The organism is Microbacterium sp. BWT-B31 (genome assembly GCF_041379855.1).
Taxonomy (GTDB): domain Bacteria; phylum Actinomycetota; class Actinomycetes; order Actinomycetales; family Microbacteriaceae; genus Microbacterium.
Genome location: NZ_JBFECU010000004.1, coordinates 76,707 through 103,028 on the forward strand (window position 1 = coordinate 76,707; position 26,322 = coordinate 103,028).

General features: G+C 71.9%; 24 protein-coding genes and 1 tRNA gene. 18 read left to right on the forward strand and 7 right to left on the reverse strand.

All coding sequences use genetic code 11. The features are described from left to right. The first annotated feature begins 51 nt into the window (after positions 1–51). Positions 52–933: an alpha/beta fold hydrolase gene (locus AB1K54_RS06265; RefSeq protein WP_371201878.1), complete on the forward strand. Its 882-nt coding sequence runs from the start codon at positions 52–54 to the stop codon at positions 931–933. Between the two features lie 66 nt (positions 934–999). Here the strand turns inward: AB1K54_RS06265 and AB1K54_RS06270 are convergent, their stop codons facing one another. After that, the gene (locus AB1K54_RS06270) at positions 1,000–1,554 is read right to left on the reverse strand and encodes a CGNR zinc finger domain-containing protein (RefSeq protein WP_371201879.1); all 555 of its coding nucleotides are present in this window, start codon (positions 1,552–1,554) and stop codon (positions 1,000–1,002) included. Between the two features lie 73 nt (positions 1,555–1,627). Here AB1K54_RS06270 and AB1K54_RS06275 point away from each other — a divergent pair, with 73 nt between their 5' ends. Beyond that, complete coding sequence (locus AB1K54_RS06275; protein ID WP_371201880.1) at positions 1,628–2,620, forward strand: DMT family transporter; 993 nt, start codon at positions 1,628–1,630, stop codon at positions 2,618–2,620. Here the strand turns inward: AB1K54_RS06275 and AB1K54_RS06280 are convergent. Then, positions 2,577–3,065, reverse strand: coding sequence for an Lrp/AsnC family transcriptional regulator (locus AB1K54_RS06280; RefSeq protein ID WP_371201881.1), 489 nt, complete (start codon positions 3,063–3,065; stop codon positions 2,577–2,579). The genes AB1K54_RS06275 and AB1K54_RS06280 overlap by 44 nt on opposite strands. A gap of 170 nt (positions 3,066–3,235) precedes the next feature. Between AB1K54_RS06280 and pdhA the strand changes: the two genes are divergently transcribed. From pdhA to AB1K54_RS06295, 3 genes are read left to right on the forward strand one after another with little or no spacing between them, the layout of a single operon-like run. After that, positions 3,236–4,360, forward strand: a complete 1,125-nt coding sequence (pdhA, locus tag AB1K54_RS06285; protein ID WP_371201882.1) for a pyruvate dehydrogenase (acetyl-transferring) E1 component subunit alpha — start codon at positions 3,236–3,238, stop codon at positions 4,358–4,360. Further along, entirely contained in the window at positions 4,357–5,418 is a 1,062-nt protein-coding gene (locus AB1K54_RS06290; RefSeq protein WP_371201883.1) for an alpha-ketoacid dehydrogenase subunit beta, read from the forward strand. The genes pdhA and AB1K54_RS06290 overlap by 4 nt, the downstream gene beginning before the upstream one ends. Continuing rightward, positions 5,415–6,791, forward strand: a complete 1,377-nt coding sequence (locus tag AB1K54_RS06295; protein WP_371201884.1) for a dihydrolipoamide acetyltransferase family protein — start codon at positions 5,415–5,417, stop codon at positions 6,789–6,791. Before AB1K54_RS06290 ends, AB1K54_RS06295 begins: the two co-directional genes overlap by 4 nt. Positions 6,792–6,878: 87 nt before the next feature. Here the strand turns inward: AB1K54_RS06295 and AB1K54_RS06300 are convergent, their stop codons facing one another. Then, positions 6,879–7,475, reverse strand: coding sequence for a TetR/AcrR family transcriptional regulator (locus tag AB1K54_RS06300; protein WP_371201885.1), 597 nt, complete (start codon positions 7,473–7,475; stop codon positions 6,879–6,881). A 106-nt stretch (positions 7,476–7,581) separates the two neighbouring features. Here AB1K54_RS06300 and AB1K54_RS06305 point away from each other — a divergent pair, with 106 nt between their 5' ends. Genes AB1K54_RS06305 through AB1K54_RS06325 form a run of 5 tightly spaced genes read left to right on the forward strand, consistent with a single transcriptional unit; the run spans position 7,582 to position 13,832 of the window. Beyond that, positions 7,582–9,186 (forward strand): carboxyl transferase domain-containing protein, encoded by a 1,605-nt coding sequence (locus tag AB1K54_RS06305; RefSeq protein WP_371201886.1) that lies wholly within the window; start codon positions 7,582–7,584, stop codon positions 9,184–9,186. Positions 9,187–9,191: 5 nt separating this feature from the next. Continuing rightward, positions 9,192–11,306, forward strand: a complete 2,115-nt coding sequence (locus AB1K54_RS06310) for a biotin carboxylase N-terminal domain-containing protein (protein WP_371201887.1) — start codon at positions 9,192–9,194, stop codon at positions 11,304–11,306. 17 nt (positions 11,307–11,323) lie between these two features. Next, complete coding sequence (locus AB1K54_RS06315) at positions 11,324–12,475, forward strand: acyl-CoA dehydrogenase family protein (RefSeq protein WP_371201888.1); 1,152 nt, start codon at positions 11,324–11,326, stop codon at positions 12,473–12,475. Then, positions 12,472–13,023, forward strand: a complete 552-nt coding sequence (locus AB1K54_RS06320) for a MaoC family dehydratase (RefSeq protein ID WP_371201889.1) — start codon at positions 12,472–12,474, stop codon at positions 13,021–13,023. The genes AB1K54_RS06315 and AB1K54_RS06320 overlap by 4 nt, the downstream gene beginning before the upstream one ends. After that, positions 13,020–13,832 (forward strand): CoA ester lyase, encoded by an 813-nt coding sequence (locus AB1K54_RS06325; RefSeq protein WP_371201890.1) that lies wholly within the window; start codon positions 13,020–13,022, stop codon positions 13,830–13,832. Before AB1K54_RS06320 ends, AB1K54_RS06325 begins: the two co-directional genes overlap by 4 nt. Before the next feature lie 39 nt (positions 13,833–13,871). Here AB1K54_RS06325 and AB1K54_RS06330 read toward each other — a convergent pair whose 3' ends face one another. Both AB1K54_RS06330 and AB1K54_RS06335 read right to left on the reverse strand, forming a co-directional pair. Next, positions 13,872–14,480, reverse strand: a complete 609-nt coding sequence (locus AB1K54_RS06330; protein WP_371201891.1) for a histidine phosphatase family protein — start codon at positions 14,478–14,480, stop codon at positions 13,872–13,874. Positions 14,481–14,515: 35 nt separating this feature from the next. Beyond that, the gene (locus AB1K54_RS06335; RefSeq protein WP_371201892.1) at positions 14,516–15,364 is read right to left on the reverse strand and encodes a Sir2 family NAD-dependent protein deacetylase; all 849 of its coding nucleotides are present in this window, start codon (positions 15,362–15,364) and stop codon (positions 14,516–14,518) included. A gap of 134 nt (positions 15,365–15,498) precedes the next feature. Here AB1K54_RS06335 and AB1K54_RS06340 point away from each other — a divergent pair, with 134 nt between their 5' ends. Beyond that, the gene (locus tag AB1K54_RS06340) at positions 15,499–16,305 is read left to right on the forward strand and encodes a TrmH family RNA methyltransferase (RefSeq protein WP_371201893.1); all 807 of its coding nucleotides are present in this window, start codon (positions 15,499–15,501) and stop codon (positions 16,303–16,305) included. Between the two features lie 12 nt (positions 16,306–16,317). Here the strand turns inward: AB1K54_RS06340 and AB1K54_RS06345 are convergent, their stop codons facing one another. After that, positions 16,318–17,178 (reverse strand): SGNH/GDSL hydrolase family protein, encoded by an 861-nt coding sequence (locus tag AB1K54_RS06345; protein ID WP_371201894.1) that lies wholly within the window; start codon positions 17,176–17,178, stop codon positions 16,318–16,320. Positions 17,179–17,297: 119 nt separating this feature from the next. On the opposite strand from AB1K54_RS06345, the gene AB1K54_RS06350 reads away from it, so the two are divergent. The 5 genes from AB1K54_RS06350 (at position 17,298) to AB1K54_RS06370 (ending at position 23,412) form a co-directional block, all read left to right on the forward strand. Beyond that, on the forward strand, positions 17,298–19,193 hold the full coding sequence (locus AB1K54_RS06350; RefSeq protein ID WP_371201895.1) for a DEAD/DEAH box helicase: 1,896 nt from the start codon (positions 17,298–17,300) through the stop codon (positions 19,191–19,193). 630 nt (positions 19,194–19,823) lie between these two features. Beyond that, the gene (locus AB1K54_RS06355) at positions 19,824–20,936 is read left to right on the forward strand and encodes a VIT1/CCC1 family protein (RefSeq protein WP_371202010.1); all 1,113 of its coding nucleotides are present in this window, start codon (positions 19,824–19,826) and stop codon (positions 20,934–20,936) included. Positions 20,937–21,028: 92 nt separating this feature from the next. Beyond that, positions 21,029–21,113 (forward strand) — tRNA-Leu (locus tag AB1K54_RS06360). 106 nt (positions 21,114–21,219) lie between these two features. Then, positions 21,220–22,518 carry a M20/M25/M40 family metallo-hydrolase gene (locus AB1K54_RS06365; protein ID WP_371201896.1) on the forward strand — a complete coding sequence of 433 codons (1,299 nt, stop codon included), beginning with the start codon at positions 21,220–21,222 and terminating at the stop codon, positions 22,516–22,518. A 66-nt stretch (positions 22,519–22,584) separates the two neighbouring features. Beyond that, positions 22,585–23,412: an undecaprenyl-diphosphate phosphatase gene (locus tag AB1K54_RS06370; RefSeq protein WP_371202011.1), complete on the forward strand. Its 828-nt coding sequence runs from the start codon at positions 22,585–22,587 to the stop codon at positions 23,410–23,412. Between the two features lie 143 nt (positions 23,413–23,555). Here the strand turns inward: AB1K54_RS06370 and AB1K54_RS06375 are convergent, their stop codons facing one another. Next, a complete protein-coding gene (locus tag AB1K54_RS06375) occupies positions 23,556–24,422 on the reverse strand; it encodes a PAC2 family protein (protein ID WP_371201897.1) in 867 nt (288 codons plus the stop codon). A gap of 116 nt (positions 24,423–24,538) precedes the next feature. Here AB1K54_RS06375 and AB1K54_RS06380 point away from each other — a divergent pair, with 116 nt between their 5' ends. Beyond that, positions 24,539–25,219: an HAD family hydrolase gene (locus AB1K54_RS06380; RefSeq protein WP_371201898.1), complete on the forward strand. Its 681-nt coding sequence runs from the start codon at positions 24,539–24,541 to the stop codon at positions 25,217–25,219. Continuing rightward, positions 25,216–26,295 carry a tRNA (adenine-N1)-methyltransferase gene (locus AB1K54_RS06385; protein ID WP_371201899.1) on the forward strand — a complete coding sequence of 360 codons (1,080 nt, stop codon included), beginning with the start codon at positions 25,216–25,218 and terminating at the stop codon, positions 26,293–26,295. Before AB1K54_RS06380 ends, AB1K54_RS06385 begins: the two co-directional genes overlap by 4 nt. Positions 26,296–26,322: the final 27 nt, after the last annotated feature.

Sequence of the window (26,322 nt, forward strand, 5' to 3'; positions counted from 1 at the left end):
GGCGGGTGCCGCGCCGACGAACCCTCAGGCACCCCCTCGTAGACTTCTCGGGTGACCGTCGCGAACCCCTACGCCGCACTGCTCGACCCGATCCCGGTCGAGCGCCGCGAGGCGAGCGTGCTGGGGGGCACGACGGCGTACTGGGTGTACGGGCCTGCGAACGCCGACACCACCGTGATCGCCGTGCACGGGTTCCGCGGCGAGCACCACGGGCTCGAGCCCGTGGTGGCGCATCTGCCCGAGTATCGGGTGATCTCGCCCGATCTTCCCGGGTTCGGTGAGACGCCGCCCATCCCCGGGCGCACCCACGACCTTTCGCTGTTCGTCGACTGGCTGCGCGCCTTCGCCGCCGAGGTCGCGCCGGGCGCGGTCATCCTCGGGCACTCGTTCGGCTCCATCGTGGTGTCGGCTGCGGTGGCGGGGGGCTTGGAAGCCCCCCGCGTCGTGCTCGTGAACCCGATCGGCGCGCCCGCGCTGCAGGGTCCGCGCGGCATCCTCACCCGCCTCGCCGTGTTCTACTACTGGGTCGGCGCGCGCCTGCCTCACCGCGCGGGCGACGCTGTGCTGCGCAATCGCGCGATCGTGCGGGTGATGAGCGTCTCGATGGCCAAGACGAAGGACCCTGGGCTGCGGCGGTTCATCCACGACCAGCACGACACGTACTTCTCGCGCTTCGCGTCGCGTGACGCGTTGCACGACGCGTTCCTCGCCTCGGTGTCGCACGACGTGCGCGAGTTCGCGCGGGCGATCACCCAGCCGACTCTGCTCGTGGCGGCGCAGCGCGACGACATCACCCCGATCGAGGCGGAGCGCACCCTCGCGACGCTCTTCCCCGACGCGCGGCTCGTCGAGATCCCCGAGGTGGGGCACCTCATCCACTACGAGACGCCGTCCGTCGCAGCCGCCGCGATCAGGGCGTTCCTCGACTCCTGAGCCGTCGCCGCGCCGCTCACCAGGCCAGGCCGTCGCGGCCGTCGGCCGTGAGGCGCGGCAGCGGTCTCAGCCGGCCCCCTGCGCCTTTCGCTGCCGGTAGGCGTGCACGTTCATGCGGTTGCCGCAGTTGCCGGTGTCGCAGTAGCGCTTGGAGCCGTTGCGCGAGTAGTCGACGTAGACCGAGTCGCAGTCGTCGGCCGCGCACACCCGGATGCGGTCGTACTCGTCGGAGCGGATGACGTCGACGAAGGCCATCGCGGCCTCGACGAGGATGCGGGTGGCCAGCGGTGCGTCGTCGGAGGTCGCGTGGATGTGCCAGTCGTACCCGTCGTGGATCACGAGCCGGGGGAGCGCCCGGCCGTCGCTGAGCATCGCGTTCACGAGTGGGACGGCCGCGATGCGGTCGACGTCCCACAGTTCGCGAAGGCGCGGGCGGATGCCTCGGACCGCGGCGAGTTCGGCCTCGTCGCGCCGCACGGCCCCGGTGTAGGGGTTGGCGGCGAGGAATCCGTCGAACTCGTCGAGGGTCGTGAGGGTGTCGGCGTCGTCGTAGCCGGGCAGCGTGTTCACGAGGTCGACGACCGCCGAGAGTGTGCGCGCGGTGTCATGGATGAAGACCATCTTGACTCCTGACATCCGAATGATTACTGTCACCAGCGTAAACACATTTCACCCCTGACAGTCTGGGCCTGGCATGACCGTCTCCACCGCGTCCCTTCCTGTCATCGCACCGACGCTCTCGGCGCACGGGCGCACGACCGGCCTCGTCATGGCGGTCGTCTCCGCGCTCGCCTTCTCGTCGAGCGGGCCGTTCATGAAGCCGCTGCTGGAGGCGGGCTGGTCACTCGGCGCGGCGCTCGTCGTGCGCATGGCCGTCTCGGGGCTGATCCTCGCCCCCGCCCTGGTGACGGCACTGCGCCGCGAGCGGGGGTTCCTGCGCCGGCACGGCCCGCTGATCCTCGGGTTCGGCCTCACCGCCGTCGCGGGCTGTCAGCTGTTCTTCTTCTCGGCGATGCAGCGCATGCCCGTGGCTGTGGCGCTGCTGATCCAGTACCTCGCGCCGGTGCTCCTGGTCGCGCTCGCGTGGGTGCGCACCCGCAAGGCGCCGTCGCGGCTCGTGCTCATCGGCTCCGCCGTCGCCGTCGTCGGCCTCGTGCTGGTCGTCGACATCTCGGGGGCCTCTTTCGACCTGCTCGGAACCCTCCTCGCCCTGGCGGCGGCGCTGTGCGTGGGCGCGTACTTCCTCATCGCCGAGCGCACGGGCGACTCGCTGCCGGCGCTGGCACTGGCCTCGGGCGGGCTCCTCACCGGCGTGGCGTTCGTGGGGCTGCTGTGCCTCATCGGCGTGCTGCCGTTCGCGGCCCCGCAGGTCACGGTCGTGCTGGCTGGCACCGAGGTGCCGGGCTGGATGCCGCTGCTGTGGGTGAGCGCCGTCGGAACCACCCTGGGCTACGCGCTGGGCGTCATGGCGGTGCCGCGAGTCGGATCCCGCGTCGCGTCGTTCGTGGGGCTCTCCGAGGTGCTGTTCGCGCTGGGCTTTGCGTGGCTGTTCCTCAGCGAGACCCCCGCGCCGATCCAGTTCGTCGGCGGGGCGCTGATCCTCGCGGGCGTGGTGCTGGTCCGCCTCGACGGCGAGTCCGCGCCTACGGGTGAGACTGCTTCGATTCCCGTCGTGCCAGCTCCATGAGCGGCTTCACGCGGTAGCCGATCACCTCGCCCATCGCCAGCGAGGTCTCGGTGCGCTCGACGCCGTCGACCGCGAGGATGCGGGCATCGGTCTCGAAAAGGTGCTGGGTGTCGCGGCACGCGACCCGCACGAGCAGATCGACCGGGCCGCTGAGCCCGTGCACCTGCACGATCTCGGGGATCAGCGCGAGCTCGGCGATGATGGGCGGCAGATCCGCCTGGCGCACCATCACCTGCACGAACGCCTCGATCGGAAAGCCCAACGCGGATGCCGAGAGGCTGCGCTCGAACGAGAGGAAGACGCCCGTGCGCTCCAGGCGCGCCATGCGCGCCTGGACGGTGTTGCGCGAAAGGCCCAGCCTGTCGGCGAGGGCGACGACGGTTGCGCGCGGATCGTCTGAGAGCGCGCTCAGAAGTTCGAGATCGACGTGGTCGAGAGTCCCCATAGTGCGAAAGATTAGCACGCTCGTGCATCTCGGAATGCGCAACATGCTCAAGCGCATCGCGAATACTTGAGCTAGGTGCCATTGCGACGTACTCTCAGCTCGTCGGCGACGATGCCGGCGATTCGAGGGGATCCGCCTTACGAGGGCGGATGCACCGAGGAGGGATGACGATGACGCACACCCAGACCGCTTCAGAGCCTGCCACCGACGTCGACGACGTCGCACGCGTGGTGACCTCCGACGGGGACCGCGTGAGCGATCCGCGGCTCAGTCCCTGGATCGCCGACGTCGACCTCGAGACGCTGCGCGGTCTCTACCGCGACATGGTTGTCGCGCGCCGCCTCGACGCCGAGGGCGTCGCCCTGCAGCGGCAGGGGCAGCTGGGCCTGTGGGCGCCGTGCCAGGGCCAGGAGGCCGTGCAGATCGGCACGGCCCGTGCGCTGCGCGCCGACGACTTCGCCTTCACGAGCTATCGCGAGCTGGGCGTGTTCGTCACCCGCGGCGCCGCGCCCGTCGACCTCGTCGTGTCGTGGCGTGGCGAAGAGCACTCTGGCTTCGACCCTTACGACCTCGGCGTCGCGACGCCGCAGATCATCATCGGCGCGCAGTCCCTGCACGCGGTGGGCTACGCGATGGGCGTGCAGCGCGACGGCACCGACCAGGTCACTGCGGCCTACTTCGGCGACGGCGCGACGAGCGAGGGCGACGTCAGCGAGGCGCTGGTGTTCGCCTCTTCGTTCCAGGCCCCTGTCGTGTTCGTGTGCACCAACAATCAGTACGCGATCTCGGAGCCCGTCTCGGTGCAGGCGAAGTTCCCGATCGCCGGACGCGCGCCCGGCTTCGGCATCCCGAGTCTGCGGATCGACGGGAACGATGTGCTCGCCTCGCTCGCCGCGATGCGGTGGGCTCTCGACCACGCGCGCAGCGGCCGGGGCCCCGCCTTCATCGAGGCCGTCACCTACCGCATGGGCCCGCATACGACCTCCGACGATCCCACGCGCTACCGCGACCAGGACGAGGTCGAGCGGTGGCGCCAGCGCGACCCGATCGCGCGGCTCGAGGCGCTGCTGCGCGCGGAGGGCGGCTTCGACGACGAGTTCGCGCAGGCAGTGGCCTCGGCTGCCGACGAATGGGCGGCCCGCCTTCGCCACGCGTGCCTGAACGCGCCCTCCCGCGAGCCGCTCGGTGTCTTCGACCACGTCTACGCCGAGCCGCACACCGGACTCGACGAGCAGCGCCGCCAGTACGCCGCGTACCTCGCCGGGTTCGAGGCGGCCGAGGAGCCGGCGCGATGACCGAGCTGACAATGGCCAAGGCGATCGGGGCAGGCCTGCGCCAGGCGATGCGCGACGATCCGAAGGTGCTCGTGATGGGCGAGGACATCGGGCGCCTGGGCGGGGTGTTCCGCGTGACCGACGGGCTGCTCGACGAGTTCGGCGCGATGCGCGTGATCGACACGCCCCTCGCCGAATCCGGCATCGTCGGGACCGCGGTCGGGCTCGCGTATCGCGGCTACCGCCCGGTGGTCGAGATCCAGTTCGACGGATTCGTCTACCCGGCGTTCGACCAGATCGTCAGTCAGGTCGCGAAGCTGCACTACCGCACGCGCGGCAACGTCACGATGCCCATCACGATCCGCATCCCGTGGGCGGGCGGAGTGGGCGCAGCCGAGCACCACTCCGAGTCGCCCGAGGCGTACTTCGTGCACACCTCCGGCCTGCGCGTGGTGGCCGTGTCGAACCCGCAGGACGCCTTCACGATGCTGCGGCAGGCGATCGCGTGCGACGACCCGGTCGTCTACTTCGAGCCCAAGCGGCTGTACCACGTGCGGGGCGAGGTCGACCTCGACGGGCACCTCGCCGACGCGGCGCCGATGGGGCTGGCCCGCGTGGCGCGCGAGGGCCGGGACGTCACGGTGATCACCTACGGCGGGCAGGTGCAGACGGCGATGGATGCCGCGACCGCCGTCGAGGACGAAGGGGTGTCCCTCGAGGTGATCGACCTGCGATCGCTCTCGCCCGTGGACTACCGGGCGGTCGCGGCATCCGTCCGCAAGACCGGGCGCGTGATCGTCGTGCACGAGGCGGCGAAGGAGGCGGGACTGGGCGCCGAGATCGTCGCGAGCGTCACCGAGCGCTGTTTCCACCACCTCGAGGCGCCGCCCGAGCGCGTGACCGGCCACGACATCCCGTACCCGCCCGCGAAGCTCGAAAAGCATCACCTGCCCGACCTCGATCGCGTGCTCGATGCAGTCGACCGCGTGCTCGGCAAGCCGAACAGCAGGTCGGGTGCCGATGCCGCATGGGCGGTCGACGCCGACCGCGCGACGGTGCTGGAGGGGGAGGCGCTGTGATCGAGGAGTTCCTGCTTCCCGACCTCGGCGAGGGACTGCCCGAGGCCGAGCTCGTGCAATGGCTCGTCGGGGTGGGCGACACGGTCACGCTCAACCAGACGATCGCCGAGGTCGAGACGGCAAAGGCCGTCGTCGAGCTGCCGTCGCCGTATGCGGGCACGATCCACGCGCTGCACGCCGCAGCCGGCGACGTGGTCGCCGTCGGCTCGCCCCTCGTGTCGTTCGAGGTGGGGGCGCCGACTGCGCTCGCGCCCGCCCCCGGTGACCAGGCCGCCGGCCTCGCGCGCGAGAGCGAGGCCCGACCCGAGCCGAACCTGGTCGGGTATGGCGCGGCTCCCCGCACGGAGACCCGCCCGCAGCGCCGTGCGCGCCGGGTCTCGGCCGCCTCGCCGGGAGGGATCGGCACGGCGGTGCTCGAGTCCGCCGTGCGGCAGGCCGCACCGCACGATGCGATCCGCGCCGCCGAGCCCGAGGCGCCCCTCGAGCGCCCGCGGTCGACGCCGCCCGTGCGGCGCCTCGCGAAGCACCTCGGGGTCGATCTGGCGCTGGTGGCGGCATCCGGATCCGACGGCCTGATCACGCGCGCCGACGTCGAGGCGTTCGCCGCGAGGGTGAAGCACGCACCGGCGGCGACGGATGCCCCGGCCGACGCGCCCGACCCGACCGAGGCGCAGCGCATCACGCGCACGCCGATCCGCGGGGTGCGCCGCGTCACGGCCGAGGCGATGGTGCGCAGCGCCTCCACCGCTCCACAGGCGACGACCTTTCTGACCGTGGACGTCACCGCGACGACCGAGCTCATCGCCTCTCTGCGCGCGGACCGCGCCCTCGCCGGCCATCGCATCGGCGTGCTCGCGGTGGCCGCGAAAGCAGTGTGCCTCGCGCTGACGCGGCATCCGATGCTCAACGCGGCATGGGACGAGGAGGCCGGACAGATCGTCCTGCACCACTTCGTGAACCTCGGCATCGCCGCGGCGACCGAACGGGGCCTGGTCGTGCCGAACATCCGCGACGCGCACGACCTCTCGCTGACGAGCCTCGCCGTTGCGATCGCCGAACTCGCCGACACCGCCCGCGCCGGACGCACAGCGCCGGCCGACATGAGAGGCGGGACGTTCACGATCACCAACGTGGGCGTGTTCGGCGTCGACACCGGAACGCCGATCCTCTACCCGGGTGAGGCCGGGATCCTGGCGCTCGGCGCCGTGCGGCGGCAGCCGTGGGAGCACCTCGGCGAGATCGCGCTGCGCGACGTCATGACGCTCGCGCTCGCGTTCGACCATCGCCTGGTGGACGGGGAGCAGGGCGCGCGCTTTCTCGTCGAGGTCGCCGGTGTGCTGCGCGAGCCCGGGAGGGCGATGCTGCTGCGCTGACCGACGTGGGCAGCGGCGGCGGGCGTGAGGGGCGCCCGTCGCCGTGCGCGCAGGGCGCGGCGTGCGGCTTGGGCGCGGCGAACAGGATCAGACGCTGAGCGCCGCGAGCGCCATCGAGCGCAAGAGGGGCGGGATCTCGTCGTCGGCCGGGGCGTCCCGCAGCGCCTGCACGCTGTGCGGGGTCGAGTTGATCAGGCCGAAGCACGCGTGGGCGCGCACGCGCAGGTCGTTCGCGGCGCGCTCGGGATGGATCGCCTCGAGCACTCCGATCCACAGCTCGACGTACTCGCGCTGCAGCCGGCGCACGGCGTGGCGGTCGTCGTCGACGAGACTCGCAAGATCGCGGTCCTGCACGCGGATGACGTCGGCGTCGGACAGCGCGAAGTCGACGTGGAACGCGATGAGGGCCGTGAGCTGTTCCTGCGGGGTCTCGCCGGATGCCACCACAGCGCGACCGCCGGCGAGCAGCCGCTCGCTGACGCCGATCAGGATGGCGCCCAGCAGCGCCTGCTTGTTGGCGAAGTGCCGGTAGACGGCCGGCCCGCTGACACCCACGGCGGCGCCGAGTTCTTCGAGGCTGACGCCGCTGAAGCCCCTCGCCGCGAACAGGCGAGCGGCCTCGTCGAGGAGCGCCTGGTACCGATCGGCCTTGGCGCGTTCGCGTTGAGTGAGAGTGCTTGCCATCTCAGTTAATCCTCGCTAACCTGAAAGCTCAGTTAGTGAACACTAACCAATGCCGTCGCGCGGCTACAACCCGGCGTGACCGGATTGTGACGTCGACGGAGATGACATGGGCGTGCTGACCACCCGAGCCGCACCCGGCGCCGCGTTCACGCGCAACCGCGACGAGCAGAGCGCGCTGGCGGGCGAACTTCGAGCGCGGCTCGCGAAGGCGGCTCTGGGCGGGCCGGAGCATTCGCGCGAGCGTCATCTGTCGCGCGGCAAGCTGCTTCCGCGCGATCGCGTGGCCCGCCTGCTCGACGAGGGAAGCCCCTTCCTCGAGCTCGCGCCCCTCGCCGCCGAGGGACTGTACGACGGCGAAGCGCCCGCCGCGGGAGTCATCGCCGGCATCGGCCTGGTCCACGGGCGCCACGTGATGGTCGTGTGCAACGACGCCACCGTCAAGGGGGGCACGTACTATCCGATGACCGTCAAGAAGCACCTGCGCGCCCAGGAGGTCGCCCTTGAGAACCGCCTGCCGTGCGTGTACCTCGTCGACTCGGGCGGCGCGTTCCTGCCGATGCAGGATGAGGTGTTTCCCGATCGGGACCACTTCGGCCGCATCTTCTTCAACCAGTCACGCCTCTCCGCCCAGGCGATCCCGCAGATCGCCGCGGTGCTCGGCTCGTGCACCGCGGGCGGAGCGTACGTGCCGGCCATGAGCGACGAGACCGTCATCGTGCGGGGCCAGGGCACGATCTTCCTCGGCGGGCCACCGCTCGTGAAGGCCGCGATCGGTGAGGTCGTGACAGCCGAGGAGCTCGGCGGGGGAGAGCTGCACGCGCGGCGCTCGGGGGTCGTGGACCACCTCGCCGAGGACGACGAGCACGCCCTGGAGATCGTGCGCGACATCATCGCGACGCTGCCCGCGCCCGCCGCGCCCGCATGGGAGGTCTCCGAGACTCTCGCCCCGGCCGTCGACCCCGCCGAGCTGTACGGCGTCGTGCCGGTCGACGTGAACCAGCCCTACGACGTGCGCGAGGTCATCGCCCGGATCGTCGACGGCAGCGAGCTGCACGAGTTCAAGCGCGAGTACGGCGACACGCTCGTCACCGGCTTCGCGCGCATCCACGGTCACCCGGTCGGCATCCTCGCGAACAACGGCGTGCTGTTCAGCCAATCCGCCCAGAAGGGCGCGCACTTCATCGAGCTGTGCGACCAGCGCGGCATCCCGCTTCTGTTCCTGCAGAACATCTCGGGCTTCATGGTGGGGCGCGATGCCGAGGCCGGCGGCATCGCGAAGGACGGCGCGAAGATGGTCACCGCGGTCGCCTCGACGCGCGTGCCGAAGCTGACGGTCATCATCGGCGGCTCGTTCGGCGCCGGCAACTACGCCATGTGCGGACGGGCGTACTCGCCGCGATTCCTGTGGACGTGGCCCGCTTCGCGGATCTCTGTGATGGGCGGGCCGCAGGCGGCATCGGTGCTGTCGACCGTCAAGGCCGACCAGCTCGCCGCGCGCGGCCAGGACTGGCCCCCCGGCGAGCGCGCCGCGTTCGAAGAGCCCATCCGCGCCCGCTACGACGAGCAGGGCAGCCCGTACTACGCCACCGCCCGGCTGTGGGACGACGGGGTCATCGACCCGCTCGACACGCGCGACGTGCTGGGCCTCGCCCTCGACGTCGTCTCGCGCACGCCCCTGCCCGAACCGCGCTTCGGCGTCTTCCGGATGTGAGCCCGATGCCCCCGTTCGACACCGTCCTGGTCGCCAATCGCGGCGAGATCGCCCGCCGCGTGATCCGCACCCTGCGCGCACTCGGCATCCGCTCGGTCGCGGTGTACAGCGACGCCGACGCCGGCGCGCCGCACGTGCGCGAGGCCGACGTCGCCGTGCGGATCGGGCCGGCCGCGGCCGCCGAGTCGTACCTGTCGATCACCGCGGTCATCGCCGCCGCCCGCGAGAGCGGGGCTCAGGCGATCCACCCCGGGTACGGGTTCCTCTCCGAGAACGCGGCGTTCGCGCGCGCGTGCGCCGACGCGGGGATCGTCTTCATCGGTCCGGGCGAGCGCGCCCTCGCGATCATGGGCGACAAGATCCGCGCGAAGGAGCACGTCGCCGCCCACGGCGTTCCGGTCGTGCCCGGCTTCAGTGCGATCGGGCTCCGCGATCACCAGATCGCGGATGCCGCGGCATCGGTCGGCTACCCGCTGCTGGTGAAACCGTCAGGCGGGGGCGGCGGCAAGGGCATGCAGATCGTGCGCACCCCTGCCGAACTCCCCGATGCCCTCTCGACCGCCCGCCGCGTCGCCGCCGCGGCGTTCGGCGACGACACCCTGCTGCTCGAACGGCTCATCGAGCGGCCGCGCCACATCGAGGTGCAGGTGCTCGCAGACCAGCACGGCAGCGTCATCCACCTCGGCGAGCGCGAGTGCACACTGCAGCGCCGTCATCAGAAGGTCGTCGAAGAAGCGCCTTCGCCTGTCGTGGCCGCAGCCACCCGCGAACGCCTCGGGCAGGCGGCGCGCGCGGCGGCGGCATCCGTCGACTATCGCGGCGCGGGCACGGTCGAGTTCCTCCTCGCGGCAGATCGCCCCGACGAGTTCTTCTTCATCGAGATGAACACGCGCCTTCAGGTCGAGCACCCGGTGACCGAACTCGTCACCGGAGTCGACCTCGTCGAGCAGCAGCTGCACATCGCCGCGGGCGAGCGCCTCGCGATCGCGCAGCACGACGTGCGGCTCGAGGGGCACGCGATCGAGGCGCGTGTGTACGCCGAGTCGCCCGAGCGCGGGTTCCTGCCCGCGACCGGCAAGGTGCTCGCGTGGCGCGCGCCGACGCCGATCACCGCGCACACGACCGTGCGGACGGATGCCGCGGTCCAGACCGGCTCGACGGTCACCGCCGACTACGACCCGATGATCGCGAAGGTCATCGCGCACGGCCCCGATCGCGCCGCGGCGCTCGCGGCCCTCGACACCGCTCTCGCCGACACGGTGCTGCTCGGCGTCGACACCAACATCGGCTTCCTGCGGGCCCTTCTCGCCGACGACGCCGTGCGGGCGGGTGAGCTCGACACGGGGCTCATCGATCGCCTGCCGCCGTTCGTGGCGCCGGCGCCCGCCGAGCGCGCCCTTCGCGAGGCCGCCCGCGCGATGCGCGAGCGACCCGCCGTCGAGACCGCGGATCCTCGCCGAGACAGCGCGTCGTTCGCGGCGACGCCGGGGTCGTTCGGCGAGACACCGCGTTCTCGACGCAGCGGGGCGGCGTGGCAGAGCCTTCGAGGCTGGCGGGCGGGCGCCGAACCGGTGCCCGTCGTGCAGCGCTTTCTCACCGACGCCGACGAGGTGGTCGGGGCGACCGATGCCCCGGACCCGGTCGCCCCGGCCGAGGGCGCAGACTCCACCCGCGGATCGGCACACGCTCTCGGGCGCGCGCCGGCGTCGGCAGGCGTCGACGCCGAGGGCGCCGTGTGGGTCCACGCCGACGGAGCGACGCACCGACTGCGACCGCTCACCCGGCGCCAGGCGATGGAGCGCCGACTGGCGGGGCGGGCGCTCGGGGTCGCGGCATCCGATCCCGAGCTGCGCGCGCCGATGCCGGGATCCGTCGTCGCGGTGTACGCGGCCGACGGAGCAATCGTCTCCTCCGGCGAGCGCATCGTCACGATCGAGGCGATGAAGATGGAGCACTCCGTCATCGCCCCGCACGACGGGGTCGTGCGCGTGCGCGTCGCCGCCGGCGACCAGGTCTCGCGTGACCAGGTGCTGGCGATCGTGGACCCGCAGGCCCCGCCCCATGAAGACGCGGCCGACGAGGCATCCGCGGCCCGGCCCGCTCCCGAACCCACCTCCTGAAACCGCAAGGAGAAAAGATGGACCATCACAACCTCACCGACGACGAGCGTGAGCTGGCCGCACTGGTGCGCCAGTTCGCCGACGAGGTCGTCGCGCCCCAGGCGTACGAGGCCGACCGCACCCACACCCTTCCGCTCGACGTCGTCGCGCAGATGGGCGAGCTGGGTCTGTTCGGCCTGCCGTTCCCCGAGGAGTACGGCGGGCAGGGCGGCGACTACTTCGCGCTGTGCCTCGCGATCGAGGCGCTCGGACGCGTCGACCAGTCCCTCGCGATCACCCTCGAGGCGGGGGTGAGCCTCGGGGCGATGCCCGTGTTCCGGTTCGGCACCGAGACCCAGAAGCAGGAACTCCTGCCCGACCTCCTCGCCGGGCGGGCTCTGGCGGGCTTCGGCCTGACCGAGCCCGAGGCGGGATCCGACGCCGGCGCCACCCGCACGACCGCGCGCCTCGAGGGGGGCGAATGGGTCATCGACGGCTCCAAGCAGTTCATCACCAACTCCGGCACCGCCATCACGCGCTTCGTCACGGTCACCGCCGTGACCGGCGAGCGCGACGGCCGCAAAGAGATCTCGACCATCGTCGTGCCCAACGGCACGCCCGGCTTCACGGTCGAGCCCGCGTACGACAAGGTCGGGTGGCACGCCTCCGACACGCACCCCCTCACCTTCCAGGGGGTGCGCGTTCCCGAGGGCAACCTGCTCGGCGAGCGCGGACGCGGGTTCGCGAACTTCCTGCACATCCTCGACGAGGGCCGCATCGCGATCGCGGCGCTGTCGACGGGAGCGGCAGAGGGATGCCTCGAAGCGGCGGTCGACTACGCCAAGAAGCGCATCGTGTTCGGCGAGGCGCTCTCCACGCGCCAGGGCATCCAGTTCACGATCGCCCGCATGCAGGCGCGCGTGCACACCGCGCGCCTGGCGTGGCATCACGCCGCACGCCTGCGCGACGCCGGCAAGGCGTTCAAGACCGAGGCGGCGATCGCCAAGCTCACCGCGAGCGACGCCGCGATGGACAACGCGCGCGACGCGACGCAGATCTTCGGCGGCAACGGCTTCATGAACGAGTACCCGGTCGCACGGCACTACCGGGATTCGAAGATCCTCGAGATCGGCGAGGGCACCAGCGAGGTGCAGCTGCTGGTGATCTCGCGCGCGCTGGGGCTGGCATGACGACGCACGGCTCCCGCGCGGACGAGCGCCCCGGTAGCGTGGCCGATGTGACGCCTGGACCCATCGAGCAGCGAGGTCTGTACTACGACGAGCTCGAGGTGGGCGCGCGCTACCTCCACCGTCCCGGCCGCACGGCCACCGAGGCCGACAACGTGCTCTTCTCGTCGCTGACCTCGAACGCGCAGGCGCTGCACCTCGACGCCGCGTATTCGGCGACGCAGCCGTTCGGGCAGCGGCTGATGAACTCGATGTGGACGCTGTCGACGATGGTGGGGGCATCCGTCACGCAGATCACCCAGGGCACGCTGGTGGCTCAGCTCGGTATGACGGATGTCTCGTTCCCGGCGCCGGTCTTCCACGGCGACACGCTCTACACCGAGACCGAGATCCTCGCCAAGCGCTTGTCCGCGTCGCGTTCCGGGCAGGGTCTCGTCACGATGCGCCACACCGGTCGCAACCAGCGCGGCGAGGTGGTCGCGCTCGCGACGCGCGTCGCGCTCATGTGGCTCTCGGATGCCGCGCCCCAGCCCGTAGGATCGACCTCGTGACCCCCTTCGACCTCGGGCCTGCGCTGCTGTTCTGCCCCGCCGATCGCCCCGACCGCTTCGCCAAGGCGATGGAGCGGGCCGATGCCGTCATCCTCGACCTCGAAGACGCCGTCGCCGCCGACGCGAAGCCCGCCGCGCGCGGTGCGCTCATCGAGTCCGAGCTCGACCCCGACCGCGTCATCGTGCGTGTCAACCCGCTCGAGTCGGACGCGTTCATCGCCGACCTGTCGACGCTGTCGCAGACCGACTACCGCACGGTCATGGTCGCCAAGGCCGAGTCGGTGAACCAGATCCGCCGGTTCGACCCGCGGTTTCGGATCATCGCTCTGTGCGAGTCCGCGCGGGGCATCGAGTCCGTGGAGCGCATCGCCGCGCTCGAGAACGTCGTCGCGCTGATGTGGGGCGCCGAAGACCTCGTCGCCTCGCTCGGCGGCACGTCGAGCCGCACCCGGCGCGGGCGCTATCGCGACGCGGCCCGCTACGCCCGGGCCCGCACGCTCATCGCGGCCGGCGCGCACGGCAAAGCCGCCATCGACGCGGTGCACCTCGACATCGGCGACATGAAAGGGCTGGCGCGCGAGGCCCGCGATGCCGCCGCCTCGGGCTTCGCCGCCACCGCCTGCATCCACCCCAGCCACGTGCCGGTGATCCGCGACGCCTACCGCCCCGACGAGGAGGCCGTGACCTGGGCGCGCGCGGTGCTCGCGGCTGCGGCGGTGCAGGGCGGCGTCTTCCGCTTCGAGGGGCGGATGGTGGACGAGCCGGTGCTGCGGCACGCGCGATCCGTCGCCCGGCGCGCACAGGAGTGACTGTCGCCCGGCGCGCGCAGGAGTGAGCGTCGCGCGGTGTCAGGACGCGGGGGCGCCCGCGTACGAGCGCAGACTCAGCCGCTCGCGCTCGTAGAGCATGCCGTACGCGCCGCCGTTCGGCAGGCGCTCGCCGTCCAACGGCGCGACGCCGCCGGTGACGTGCCGGAGCACCTCGCGGATGAGCGCCCCGTGAGCCACGATGACGAGCGAGGCGGACGCCGGGGCCGTCGCGCGGCGCACATCGCGCACGGCGGTGCGGATGCCCCGCAGCGCGCGGGTGCGCAGATCGCTCCACGTCTCGGCGCCGGGCACCTCGGCGCTGTGCCACGGGCCGTAGCGCGCGCGGAACTCGTCGACTGCGAGGCCCTCGGCCTCACCGTACGCGCGTTCGCGCAGCGCCGGGTAGGTGCGCTCGGCCACGACTCCGAGCTCGGCGGCGATGATCTGGGCCGTCTCACGTGCGCGCGACAGGTCGCTGGAGACCACGACGACGGGCGCCGAATCGCTGAGCGACAGGCGCAGCGCGGCTGCGGCATCCCGGGCCTGCTGACGGCCCGTGTCGTTGAGGGGAATGTCGGTCGTGCCCTGGATGCGCCCAGCGCGGTTCCAGTCGGTCTCGCCGTGGCGGATCAGGGTCAGGCTCGTCACCGTTCGAGACTAACCGAGCGGGCCTGGACGCGCGCTCAGCGCGCCTCGAGGGCATCGGCCAGGGTCGACAGCACCTCGCTCGCGCCCGCGTCGATCTTGACGGTGGCCCGCGCGTCGGCACGGGTCGCGCCTCGGTTCACGATGACGACCGGGAGCCTGCGTCGCCGCGCCCGCTCGACCAGGCGGATGCCGGAATTCACGACGAGCGACGAGCCGGCGACGATGAGGGCTTCGCTCGTGCGCACGAGCTGCTCGGCCTCGCGGAACTTCTCGGCGGGGATGAACTCGCCGAAGAACACCACGTCGGGTTTGAGCACGCCGCCGCACACGCTGCAGTCCGGAATGCGGAAGCCCTCGGAGCTCTCGGGCAGCACGTCGCCGTCGGGCCCGAGCTTGACGTTGTCGGGGATGGTGATCCACGGGTTGTCGGCCTCGACGCGCACCGCGAGGTCGCGTCGGTCGAACACCTGCCCGCAGCGCGTGCAGAACACGCGCCGCATCGTGCCGTGCAGTTCGACGACGCGGCGGTTCCCGGCGCGCACGTGCAGGCCGTCGACGTTCTGCGTGACGACCCCGGTCGCCCGCCCCGACTGCTCCAGGCGTGCCAGTGCCCGGTGGCCGGGGTTCGGCTCGGCGGCCGCGAACGCGCGCCAGCCCAGGTGGCTGCCCACCCAGTAGCGGCGGCGCGCCGCCTCGCTCGAGAGGAACTGGTCGGCCGTCATCGGCGTGCGCACGCGCGCGCCCGCCCCGCGATAGTCGGGGATCCCGGAGTCGGTCGACACTCCCGCTCCCGTCAGCACGGCGACGCGACGCCCCGCCAGGGCCTGGGCTGCGGCCTGGATCGCACGCGCGGTCGACACGTCGAGTTCTGTTCCGACGCCCATGCGACCACCCCCTCGCCTGCGAGTGTAGGCCGCGCGGTTTTCGGGTGTGTTACAGAGGTCGGATGCATCGCCCGCCGCCGCGCGGGACGGGGCATCCGGCGACGTGGTGAACTGGTCTGGACGAAGGAGGCAGCGTGACCGTCGTGCGCATCGAGGACCCCGCCGATCCGCGGCTGTCCGACTACCGGGATCTCACGGATGTCGCGCTGCGGCGCGTGCTCGAGCCCGAAGGCGGGCTGTACATCGCCGAGTCGGCCAAGGTCATCGCCCGCGCGCTCGCGGCGGGGCACGTGCCCCGGTCGATCCTCGTGCAGCAGAAGTGGCTGCCGGACGTCGAGGACTTCGCCGCCGCGCATCCGGGCACCCCCGTGTATGTCGTGACCCCCGAGATCGCCGAGCGGCTCACCGGTTACGCGGTGCACCGCGGCGCGCTCGCCGCGATGCACCGGCCCGTTCTCGCACCCGTGGCCGAGGTCGTCGCCGGGGCGCGACTGGTGGTCGTGCTCGATGAGATCGTCGACCACACGAACGTCGGGGCCATCTTCCGCGCGGCGGCCGGTCTCGGCGCCGATGCGGTGCTCATCAGCCCGCGCTGCGCCGACCCGCTGTACCGCCGCAGCGTGCGGGTGAGCATGGGCACGGTGTTCCAGGTGCCGTGGACGCGCATCCCGCAGTGGCCGGCCGCGCGCGAACAGCTCCACGAGGCGGGATTCCGCCTCGCCGCGCTCGCGCTCGCCGACGACGCCGTGACGCTGGATGCGTTCTCGGCCACCGCCCCGGACCGCATCGCGCTGATGCTCGGGGCCGAAGGCGACGGCCTCAGCCGCGCGGCTCTGGCCGCCGCCGACACCATCGTGACGATCCCGATGACCGGGGGAGTGGACTCGCTCAACGTCGCGGCGGCCTCGGCCGTGGCCCTGTGGGAGCTGCGCCGGCGCTGACCGGCGGGGCCGTCAGACCTGCTCGCCGCGCGCAGCGGAAGAATCCTGCCCCGGAGCCAGCGTCACGACCGGCAGCGGGTCCGGGCGCTTGGCGGTGATGTTGTCGCCCGAGGACTGGTGCCGCAGGCGCCGCAACACCCACGGAACGAGGTACTCGCGCGCCCACACCAGGTCGACGGCGCGCGCTTCGCGCCACGTGCGCGCGGGGAGGGGGTCGGGCTGCATGGGCTGCAGGTCGTTCGGCACGTTGAGCGCGCGCAGCACCATGCGGGCCACCTCGTGGTGGCCGAGCGCGTTGTAGTGCAGGCGGTCGTCGTCGAAGAAGCGCATGTCCTGCACCTCTTTGAGCGACCACTGGTCGGCGACGATGCAGTCGTAGCGGTCGGCGATGGCGCGGATGTTCTCGTTGTAGATCGCGACCTTGCCGCGGATGCCGCGGAACACCGGCGTGAAGTTCGTGTCGATCCCTGTGAAGACGACGACCGTGGCACCGGTCGAAGACAGGCGCACCACGGCGTCTTCGAACAACTGGGCGACCGAGTCGGGGTCGGAGCCGGGGCGGATCACGTCGTTGCCGCCGGCCGAGAAGGTGATGAGGTCGGGGCTCAGCGCGAGAGCCGGCGCGATCTGGTCATCGACGATCTGCTGGATGAGCTTGCCTCGCACCGCGAGGTTCGCGTACGCGAAGTCGTCGACCTGCGCGGCGAGCACCTCGGCGACCCGGTCAGCCCAGCCCCGGTGCTCGCCCTCGGCGCCGGCGATCGGGTCGCCGATGCCCTCGGTGAACGAGTCGCCGATCGCGACGTAGCGACGCCAGGGGTGCGGCCCGGCGTTCGGGACGTAAGGGGTGCGGCGATCGTCTCTGCTCTGCATGTGGCTTCCTCGTGTGGTGGCCTTATGACATTACGCCCGCCCGGCGACCTGCACAGCGACGTCGCCGGCCTCGTCTATCGTGGTGACTCGTTGTCTCGAGGCGAGGGGAGTGCGGCCGGATGCAAGACGAGGCTTCGCTGCTCGACGAGGCGCAGGGGCCCGGCTGGGCGCCCGCCGGGCCGGGCGGGGACGAGGGCGCCGGGCGCGAGCGGCATCTGGGCTCCTTCGCCGCCGAGCACCTCTCTCCCACCTACCCGCAGCGCGCGCCGTGGGGCACCGCGCAGCGCCTGCGCGCGTGGCAGGCCGAGGCGCTCGACGTGTACTTCTCGCTCGACGGTCCCGACGGGGTGGGCGGCGGTCCGCGCGACTTCCTCGCCGCGGCCACCCCCGGCGCCGGAAAGACGACCTTCGCGCTGCGTCTCGCGAGCGAGCTGCTGCGGCGTCGCATCATCGAACGCATCGTCGTGGTCGCTCCCACCGAGCACCTGAAGACCCAGTGGGCCGATGCCGCGGCCCGCGCGTCGATTCGCCTCGACCCCGCCTTCTCGAATCGCCACTTCGCCCCCGCGAGGCATTACCACGGCGTCGCGGTGACGTACGCGCAGGTGGCGGTGAAGGCATCCGTCCACCAGCGGCTCGTGCTCGACAAGCGCACCCTCGTGATCCTCGACGAGGTGCACCACGGCGGCGACGCCCTCAGCTGGGGCGACGCGCTGCGCGAGGCCTACGCGCGCGCCACGCGCCGGCTGCTGCTGTCGGGCACGCCGTTTCGCAGCGACACGGCTCCGATCCCGTTCGTCGAGTACCACCCCGATGACAAGGGCGTCCGCGTCTCGCGCACGGACTACAGCTACGGGTACCGCCGGGCGCTCGAAGACGGCGTCGTGCGCCCGGTGATGTTCCTCGTGTACGCGGGCTCGATGCGGTGGCGCACGAAGACCGGCGACGAGATGCAGGCCCAGCTCGGGCAGGACAACACCAAGGACGTCACGTCGCAGGCGTGGCGCACGGCCCTCGACCCCGCGGGGGATTGGATACCCGCGGTGCTGCGGTCGGCGGACCGCCGGCTCACCGAGGTGCGCGAGCAGGTTCCGGATGCCGGCGGTCTCGTGATCGCCACCGACCAGACCGCCGCACGCGCCTACGCCGACATCCTGCGCGAGGTCACCGGCGAGCCGCCCACCGTGGTGCTGTCCGACGAGGCGGAGGCCTCATCGCGCATCGAGGAGTTCGCGCAGTCGACCTCGCGCTGGATGGTCGCGGTGCGCATGGTGTCCGAGGGGGTGGACGTGCCGCGCCTCGCCGTCGGGGTGTATGCCACCAGCGCCTCGACGCCGCTGTTCTTCGCGCAGGCGATCGGCCGCTTCGTGCGCGCGCGCCGGCGCGGCGAGACGGCGAGCGTGTTCCTGCCGAACGTGCCGCAGCTGCTCGCCCTTGCCAACGAGCTCGAACGCCAGCGCGACCATGCGCTCGACCGAGAGTCCGACGGCGACGAGTGGGACGCCGAAGAAGACCTCATGAACGCGGCCGAGCGCGAGGACAAGGCATCCGACGCCCTCACCGCGGAGTTCGCGTACCAGGCCCTCGGCTCGGCCGCGCACTTCGACCGCGTGCTGTTCGACGGCAAGGAGTTCGGTCAGCTCGCCGTTCCCGGCACGCCCGAGGAGGAGGAGTTCCTGGGGCTTCCCGGGCTCCTCGAGCCCGAGCACGTGCACGAGCTGCTCATGCAGCGGCAGGCGCGCCAGGGCAGGCTCCGCTCGGCCCGCGAGGCGCGCGAGGCCCATGGCGAGTCGCTCGGCGAGCAGGCGCCGCCGCAGGCGCTGCACCGCACCCTGAAGGAGCAGCGGCAGCTGCTCAACAGCCTGGTCGGGCTCTACGCGCGGCAGTCCGGCGAGGCGCACGGCTCGGTGCACGCCGAGCTGCGGCGCATCTGCGGCGGTCCCGCCGTCGCGCAGGCGACCGTCGCGCAGCTGCAGTCCCGCATCGACGTGCTGCGCTCCCGCGTTCGCGCGTGAGACCCGAGGCGCCGCTCGTAGACTCCCGGCATGGGCGCCGCCTACTCGTTCGTCTCGCGCTGGCACGTCGATGCCGGCCTTCAGCGCACATGGGCCGCGCTCGAGCGGATGCTCCGCCCCGAGGCATCCGGACGCGGGGGTCTCACGTGGTGGCCCGCCGTCAGCGTGACCGGCCCGCCCGCGCGCGTGGCCCCGGGGGAGTGGGTCACGCTGTCGGTGCGCAGCCCCCTCGGCTACCGCCTGCGCGTGCGGCTGCGGATCACCGAGCTCGACCCGCCGCGCGAGATCGCCGCCGCCAGCACGGGCGACCTGCGGGGGCGCGGCCGCATCCGGCTCGTGGCCGTGCCCGGCGGCACGATCGTCACGATCGGCTGGGAGGTCTCGACCGAGCGGCGCTGGATGAACGCGACCGCCTTCGCACTGCGCCCGGTGTTCGAACGCGCGCACGCGTCGGTCATGAGGCAGGGCGAGCAGGGTCTGCGCGCCGCGCTCGCGGTGACGGACGAGGAACCCGCGCCGAGCGGCGGTTCGGAGCCCCGAAATGCTGTCAATCCGCGGGATTCCGCGGATTTCGAGCCGCCCCGCGACTACGGTTGTGGCATCCCCAGCACCCCTTCATCAGGAGGTCTCGTGACCGCGCTCGCCGCGTCCGTCCCCGCCGCCGCCCCCACGCCCACCGCTCGCGACCGACGCCGCTGGGCGCGCTTGCTCGTGGACGAGCGCGCCGAGGCGCGCCTGTACCGCGAGCTCGCCAAGCGCCGCGAGGGCGAGGAGCGCGAGATCCTCACCGCGCTCGCCGAGGCCGAAGACCGCCACGCCGCGCACTGGCTCGCGCTCCTCGGCGGCGAGCCCGTGCGGCTGCCACGCCCGGGCGTGGGCACGACGACCCTCGGGTGGATGGCGAAGCACTTCGGCTGGCTCTTCGTGCTCGCGCTCGCCCAGCAGGCCGAGACCCGCTCGCCCTACGACGACGAGCCGTACGCGACGCCCGCGATGGCCGCCGATGAGAAGATCCATTCCGAGGTCGTCCGCGGGCTTGCCGCTCGCGGACGCCGGCGCCTGTCGGGCAGCTTCCGCGCGGCCGTGTTCGGCGCCAACGACGGGCTCGTGTCCAACCTCGCACTCGTGCTGGGTATCGGGGCGACCGGCGTCGCCCCGCACTTCGTGCTGTTCAGCGGCCTCGCGGGCCTGCTCGCGGGTGCGCTGTCGATGGGTGCGGGCGAGTTCGTGTCGGTGCGCTCGCAGCGTGAACTGCTCGCCGCCACCGACCCGAACGACCACGGCGGCGACGCGCTCTTGCACCTCGATCTGGATGCGAACGAGCTCGCCCTGGTCTACCGCACGCGTGGGATGAGCGGGACGGATGCCGCAGCCCGCGCCCGCCGCATGATCGAGGCCGCGCACGGGCTCGACGACCTCCCCGCCCTCACCGGTCCCATCCGCACGACCGAGGACCACGAGGTGGTGGGCCAGGCGTGGGGTGCGGCGGTGTCGAGCTTTCTGTTCTTCGCCTCCGGCGCGATCATCCCGGTGCTGCCGTGGATGGTCGGCCTGTCTGGGCTGGCGGCCGTTGTGGCGGCGCTCGTTCTCGTCGGGATCTCGCTCCTGCTCACCGGCGCGACTGTGGGTCTGCTGTCCGGCGCCCCGCCGCTGCGCCGGGCGCTGCGGCAGCTGGCGATCGGCTACGGCGCCGCCGCGATCACGTACGTGCTGGGCCTGGTGTTCGGCGTCACGATGGGCTGAGCGGGAACCGCCCGGGATGCACCGTCGATTCGGTTCGAGTTCAGGATCGTGATAGTGTCATTCCTCGGTTGCGAAACCGAAAAGCTCCACCTGCGCGGGTGGCGGAATAGGTAGACGCGCTAGCTTGAGGTGCTAGTGCCCGTATAGGGCGTGGGGGTTCAAGTCCCCCCTCGCGCACAGTGCGCGCCGCAAGGCGTGACACGAAGAAGGCCCCGGTGACGGGGCCTTCTTCGTCCCCGGGCTCCTTCGCGGAGTCCGCGAACGAGAGGTGGACCCGCATCGCATGACCGCTGACGCATCGCTGCCCGAGGTCGCCGCCGTCGCGCGCGATCTGATCCGCTTCGACACCACCAACTACGGAGGCGGCCGCTCGAAGGGCGAGCGCGAGGCCGCCGAGTACGTCGGCGCGTATCTCGAGTCGCTCGGGCTGAGCCCGCAGTACTACGAGCCGATCGAGCGCCGCACCAACGTGTCGGCCCGAGTCCCCGGCCGCGACCGGACCAAGCCCGCCCTGGTGGTGCACGGCCACCTCGACGTCGTTCCCGCGATCGCCGAGGACTGGAGCGTCGACCCGTTCGAAGGCGTCGTCCGCGACGGCATGCTGTGGGGCCGTGGCGCGGTCGACATGAAGGACATGGACGCCATGATCCTCACGGCGGTCGGCGGCATCCTGCGTGCGGGACAGCAGCCCGAGCGCGACCTCATCCTGACGTTCTTCGCCGACGAGGAGAACGGCGGCGTCGAGGGCTCGACCCTCGTGGTGAAGGACCGCCCGGAGTGGTTCGAGGGGGCGACCGAGGCGATCAGCGAGGTCGGCGGCTATTCGATCAGCGTCGGCGGGCGCCGCGCGTACCTGCTGCAGACCGGCGAGAAGGCTCTCATCTGGATCAAGCTCATCGCGCGCGGCCGCGCCGCCCACGGCAGCTCGTACCACCGTCAGAACGCCGTCACGCGCCTCGCTGAGGCCGTGGCGGCCCTCGGGCGCACCGAGTGGCCGATCCGGCTCACCGACACGACAAGACAGCTTCTGGCGGGCCTGTCGGCTCTGACCGGCGTCGCCGCCGACGACCCCGACGCGGTCGCAGCCGCCACGGGCGCGGCATCCGGATTCATCCGCTCGACCCTGCGGACCACCACCAACCCGACCGGCCTCAGCGCCGGCTACAAGCACAACGTCATCCCCGATCGCGCCGAGGCGCTCATCGACGTGCGGGTGCTGCCCGGCACCGAGGAGGCCGCGATGGCCGACATCCGGCGCATCGTCGGCGACGACATCGAGATCGAGGTCGTCGTCAAGGACGTCGGGCTCGAGGTGCCGTTCGAGGGCGCCCTGGTCGAGTCGATGGTCGCCGCGCTCGGCCGGCACGACCCCGGCGTCCCGGTCATCCCGTACCTCATGGGCGGCGGCACCGACAACAAGGCGCTCTCGCAGCTGGGCATCGCCGGCTTCGGCTTCGCGCCCCTGCGGCTTCCCGAGGGACTCGATTTCACGGGCATGTTCCACGGCGTCGACGAGCGAGTGCCGATCGACGCGCTCGTGTTCGGCCAGACTGTGCTGACCGACCTTCTGCGCGCGTACTGACCTGGGCGCGAAAGACAACACGACGGATGCCGCTCCCGCGGCATCCCGCACCGAGAGGCGTGCATGCTGCATCTGTTCGAGGCGATCATCCTCGGGATCGTCCAGGGTCTGACCGAGTTCCTGCCGGTGTCTTCGAGCGCCCACCTGCGCATCCTGGGCGAGTTCCTGCCCGGCGCACAGGATCCGGGCGCCGCGTTCACCGCGATCACGCAGATCGGCACCGAGGCTGCCGTGGTGCTGTTCTTCTGGCGCGACATCGTCCGCATCATCGGCCACTGGTTCAAGGCGCTCTTCGGCCGCATCCCGCGCAACGACCCCGACGCGCGCATGGGCTGGCTGATCATCGTCGGCAGCATCCCGATCGTCGTGCTGGGGCTGCTGTTCCAGGACCAGATCGAGACGACGTTCCGCTCGCTGTACCTGGTCGCCGGCATGCTGATCTTCTTCGGCGTGCTGCTCGGAATCGCCGACCACATCGGGGCCAAGCGCCGCAAGCTCGAAGACCTGACCCTCGGTCACGGCGTCGTCTACGGCCTCGCGCAGTCCCTCGCGCTGATCCCGGGAGTCTCGCGCTCTGGCGGCACGATCACCGCGGGTCTGCTGATGGGCTATGAGCGCTCAGCCGCGGCGCGGTACGCGTTCCTCCTCGCGATCCCGGCGGTGCTGGGCAGCGGCTTCTACCAGCTGTTCAAGAACTGGGACGAGCCGGGGGTGTTCACCCTCGCCGAGACCGCGGTCGCCACCGGCGTCGCGTTCGTCGTGGCGCTCGGCGTGATCGCGTTCTTCATGAGCTGGATCTCCAAGCACAGCTTCCTGCCGTTCGTCGTCTACCGTGTGGCGCTCGGCACGGCCCTGCTCGTGCTGCTGAGCATGGGCGTTCTCGAGTCCTACTGACGCGGCATCCGCCCCCGTCTTCGGCCCCGCGCTGTCTCGAGATCCCGTGGTCTCACCGGGGTGGGCCGGCGGCACGCGCGTTCGCACGCGCTCGTGAGGTCACCCTGATCCGGTGACGGATGCCCGCCCGCCGAGGCGTGCGGTCAGCGGCGCGGCGGGTCGTCGCGGCCGGGCTTGGTCGGGCCGTCGCCGCCGTGACGCAGGTAGCGCTCGAACTCCTGTGCGATCGCGTCGCCGGAGGCCTCGGGGGAGTCCCACGTGTCGCGGGTGTGCTCCAACTGGCGGATGTACTCGGTCATCTCGTCGTCGTCGGCCGCGGCCGCGTCGATGGAGGCCTCCCACGCGATCGCCTCGGTCGCGAGGTCTCCGCGATTGACGGACGCGCCGGTGAGCTCCTCGAGCCGGTCCAGCAGCGCGAGCGATGCCTTGGGCGAGGGGGTGTGGCCGGCGACGTAGTGCGGCACGCTCGCCCACAGGCTCGCCGAGGCGATGCCGACCCGATCGGCCGCATCGCCCAGCACGCTCAGGATGCCGACCGGACCCTCGTAGGTGCTGCGCTCGAGGCTCAGCGCCTGGCGCACCGCCTCGTTCTCGCTGCCGGCGAAGACCGAGATCGGTCTCGTGTGGGGGACATCCGACATCATCGACCCGAGACTCACGAAGCCGGTGACGTCTTCGCGCAGCGCGATGTCGATGAGCTCGCTCGCGAACGACTGCCACGCGCGTGCCGGCTCGACTCCGGTGAGCAGCCACAGCTCGGTGCCACGGCCCGCCTTCCTCGGACGGAGGATCGTGGTCTCGGGCCAGCGCAGCCAGCGCCGCCCCTCGCCGTCGGCCTCGATCTGCGGCCGGGTGTACTGGTAGTCGAAGTACAGCTCGGGGTCGACCGAGTACACCGGCTCGTACGAACCGGATGTACGCAGCTGCGCGACCGCGGACGATGCTGCCTCGCCGGCGTCGTTCCAGCCGTCGAACGCGGCGACGAGCACTCGGCGTCCCAGTCCGTCCACGCGACCTCCTCCACCGCGGCGCGTCGCCGCCGGTTGTTCCAGGATAGGCTCCGCCAACGGCATCCGCGCCCGCGACGCCCGACCGGCTCGCACACGGCGCTCGGTACGATTGATCGATGAGCCCCCGTCTTCCCGCCGCCGTCCTGTGGGACATGGACGGCACCCTCGTCGACACCGAGCCCTTCTGGATGGCCGCCGAGACGCCCCTGATCGAAAGCTTCGGCGGCTCGTGGTCGCACGAGCAGGCCCTGCGACTGGTCGGCCTCGGCCTCGAGGACACGGCGCGCATCTTCCAGGACGAAGGCGTGCGTCTTGCCATCGACGAGATCGTCGACCGGCTCACCAACGACGTCATGGAGCAGCTCGCCGCGAAGGGCGTCCCGTTCCGGCCGGGTGCGCAGGAGCTGCTCGCGAGTCTGCGCGCGGCGGGCGTGAAGACGGCGCTGGTGACGATGTCGATGCGGCGGATGGCGCGGTCGGTCGTCGACCTCATCGAGTTCGACGCGTTCGACCTGATCATCGCGGGCGACGACGCGACGCGACCGAAGCCGTTCCCGGATCCGTATCTGCAGGCCTGCGAGGCGCTGGGCGTTCAGCCCGCCGACACCGTCGCGATCGAGGACTCGCCCAACGGCGCCCGCTCGGCGGTCGCGGCCGGCTCGACTGTGCTCGGCATCCCGAACTTCATCAGCCTCGAAGGCACCGGCGCGCACGCGCTGTGGCCGACGCTCGCCGGCCGCACCGCGGACGACATCGCCGTGCTGCACGGCGCGCACTTCAAGGGAGCAACCGCATGACCGACCAGCCCGTGACCGACGCCGGCATCGAGACGGATGCCGCCCCCGCCGCCGCTTCGGCGGGTGACGCGCTGCGTCCGAGCGGCCCGTTCCGCATCGGCGATCGTGTGCAGCTCACCGGCCCCAAGGGGCGCCTGCACACCGTCACGCTGCGCACCGGCGGCGAGCTGCACACCCATCACGGCGTGCTGCGTCACGAGCAGCTGATCGGCCTTCCGGACGGCTCGGTCGTGCCCAACAGCGGCGGTCATGAGTATCTGGCGCTGCGCCCGCTGCTGCGCGACTTCGTGATGTCGATGCCTCGCGGCGCGGCCATCGTCTACCCGAAGGACGCCGCGCAGATCCTCGCCGAGGCGGACGTCTTCCCGGGCGCCACCGTCGTCGAGGCGGGTGTCGGCTCGGGTGCGCTGTCGCTGTGGCTGCTGCGCGCGACCGGGTCGTCGGGGCGGCTCATCTCGTTCGAGCGTCGCAGCGACTTCGCCGACGTCGCGCAGGCCAATGTCGAGACCTTCCTCGGGGGGCGGCCCGGCAACTGGGACGTCGTCGTGGGCGATCTCGTCGAGGCGCTTCCCGACACCGTGGCCGCGTCATCCGTCGACCGCGTCATTCTCGACATGCTCGCGCCGTGGGAGTGCATCGACGTGGTCGCCGACGCGCTCACGCCGGGCGGCGTCGTGCTGTGCTACATCGCCACCGCCACGCAGCTCAGCCGGGTCGCCGAGTACATCCGCGGCACCGGCCTGTTCACCGACCCCGAGGCGAGCGAGACGATGGTGCGCGGGTGGCACGTCGAAGGGCTGGCGGTTCGCCCCGACCACCGCATGGTCGCGCACACGGGCTTCCTGCTGTGGGCTCGCCGGCTCGCCCCGGGTGCGGTGGCGCCCGAGGTCAAGCGCCGCGCGTCCAAGTCGAGCTACGGCGACGAGGACGTCGAACTGTGGACGCCGGGTGCGGTCGGAGACCGGCAGATCACCGACAAGAACCTGCGCAAGCGCGTGCGCGAGGCGCAGCGCGCCGCGGAGGGGGCGCGCCAGGCGGCCGCGGGATCGACCGGTCAGGAGCCTGCTCGGCCGTAGCCGCGCGAAGAGCGCGCCGCGAAGGTG

Bases quoted from the DNA above. Each gene is read 5' to 3' on its own strand.
- AB1K54_RS06270 (WP_371201879.1), bottom strand. From the start codon at position 1,554: ATGGTCTTCATCCATGACACCGCGCGCACACTCTCGGCGGTCGTCGAC.
- AB1K54_RS06275 (WP_371201880.1), top strand. From the start codon at position 1,628: ATGACCGTCTCCACCGCGTCCCTTCCTGTCATCGCACCGACGCTCTCG.
- AB1K54_RS06280 (WP_371201881.1), bottom strand. From the start codon at position 3,065: ATGGGGACTCTCGACCACGTCGATCTCGAACTTCTGAGCGCGCTCTCA.
- pdhA (WP_371201882.1), top strand. From the start codon at position 3,236: ATGACGCACACCCAGACCGCTTCAGAGCCTGCCACCGACGTCGACGAC.
- AB1K54_RS06290 (WP_371201883.1), top strand. From the start codon at position 4,357: ATGACCGAGCTGACAATGGCCAAGGCGATCGGGGCAGGCCTGCGCCAG.
- AB1K54_RS06300 (WP_371201885.1), bottom strand. From the start codon at position 7,475: ATGGCAAGCACTCTCACTCAACGCGAACGCGCCAAGGCCGATCGGTAC.
- AB1K54_RS06305 (WP_371201886.1), top strand. From the start codon at position 7,582: ATGGGCGTGCTGACCACCCGAGCCGCACCCGGCGCCGCGTTCACGCGC.
- AB1K54_RS06310 (WP_371201887.1), top strand. From the start codon at position 9,192: ATGCCCCCGTTCGACACCGTCCTGGTCGCCAATCGCGGCGAGATCGCC.
- AB1K54_RS06315 (WP_371201888.1), top strand. From the start codon at position 11,324: ATGGACCATCACAACCTCACCGACGACGAGCGTGAGCTGGCCGCACTG.
- AB1K54_RS06320 (WP_371201889.1), top strand. From the start codon at position 12,472: ATGACGACGCACGGCTCCCGCGCGGACGAGCGCCCCGGTAGCGTGGCC.
- AB1K54_RS06335 (WP_371201892.1), bottom strand. From the start codon at position 15,364: ATGGGCGTCGGAACAGAACTCGACGTGTCGACCGCGCGTGCGATCCAG.
- AB1K54_RS06345 (WP_371201894.1), bottom strand. From the start codon at position 17,178: ATGCAGAGCAGAGACGATCGCCGCACCCCTTACGTCCCGAACGCCGGG.
- AB1K54_RS06350 (WP_371201895.1), top strand. From the start codon at position 17,298: ATGCAAGACGAGGCTTCGCTGCTCGACGAGGCGCAGGGGCCCGGCTGG.
- AB1K54_RS06365 (WP_371201896.1), top strand. From the start codon at position 21,220: ATGACCGCTGACGCATCGCTGCCCGAGGTCGCCGCCGTCGCGCGCGAT.
- AB1K54_RS06380 (WP_371201898.1), top strand. From the start codon at position 24,539: ATGAGCCCCCGTCTTCCCGCCGCCGTCCTGTGGGACATGGACGGCACC.
- AB1K54_RS06385 (WP_371201899.1), top strand. From the start codon at position 25,216: ATGACCGACCAGCCCGTGACCGACGCCGGCATCGAGACGGATGCCGCC.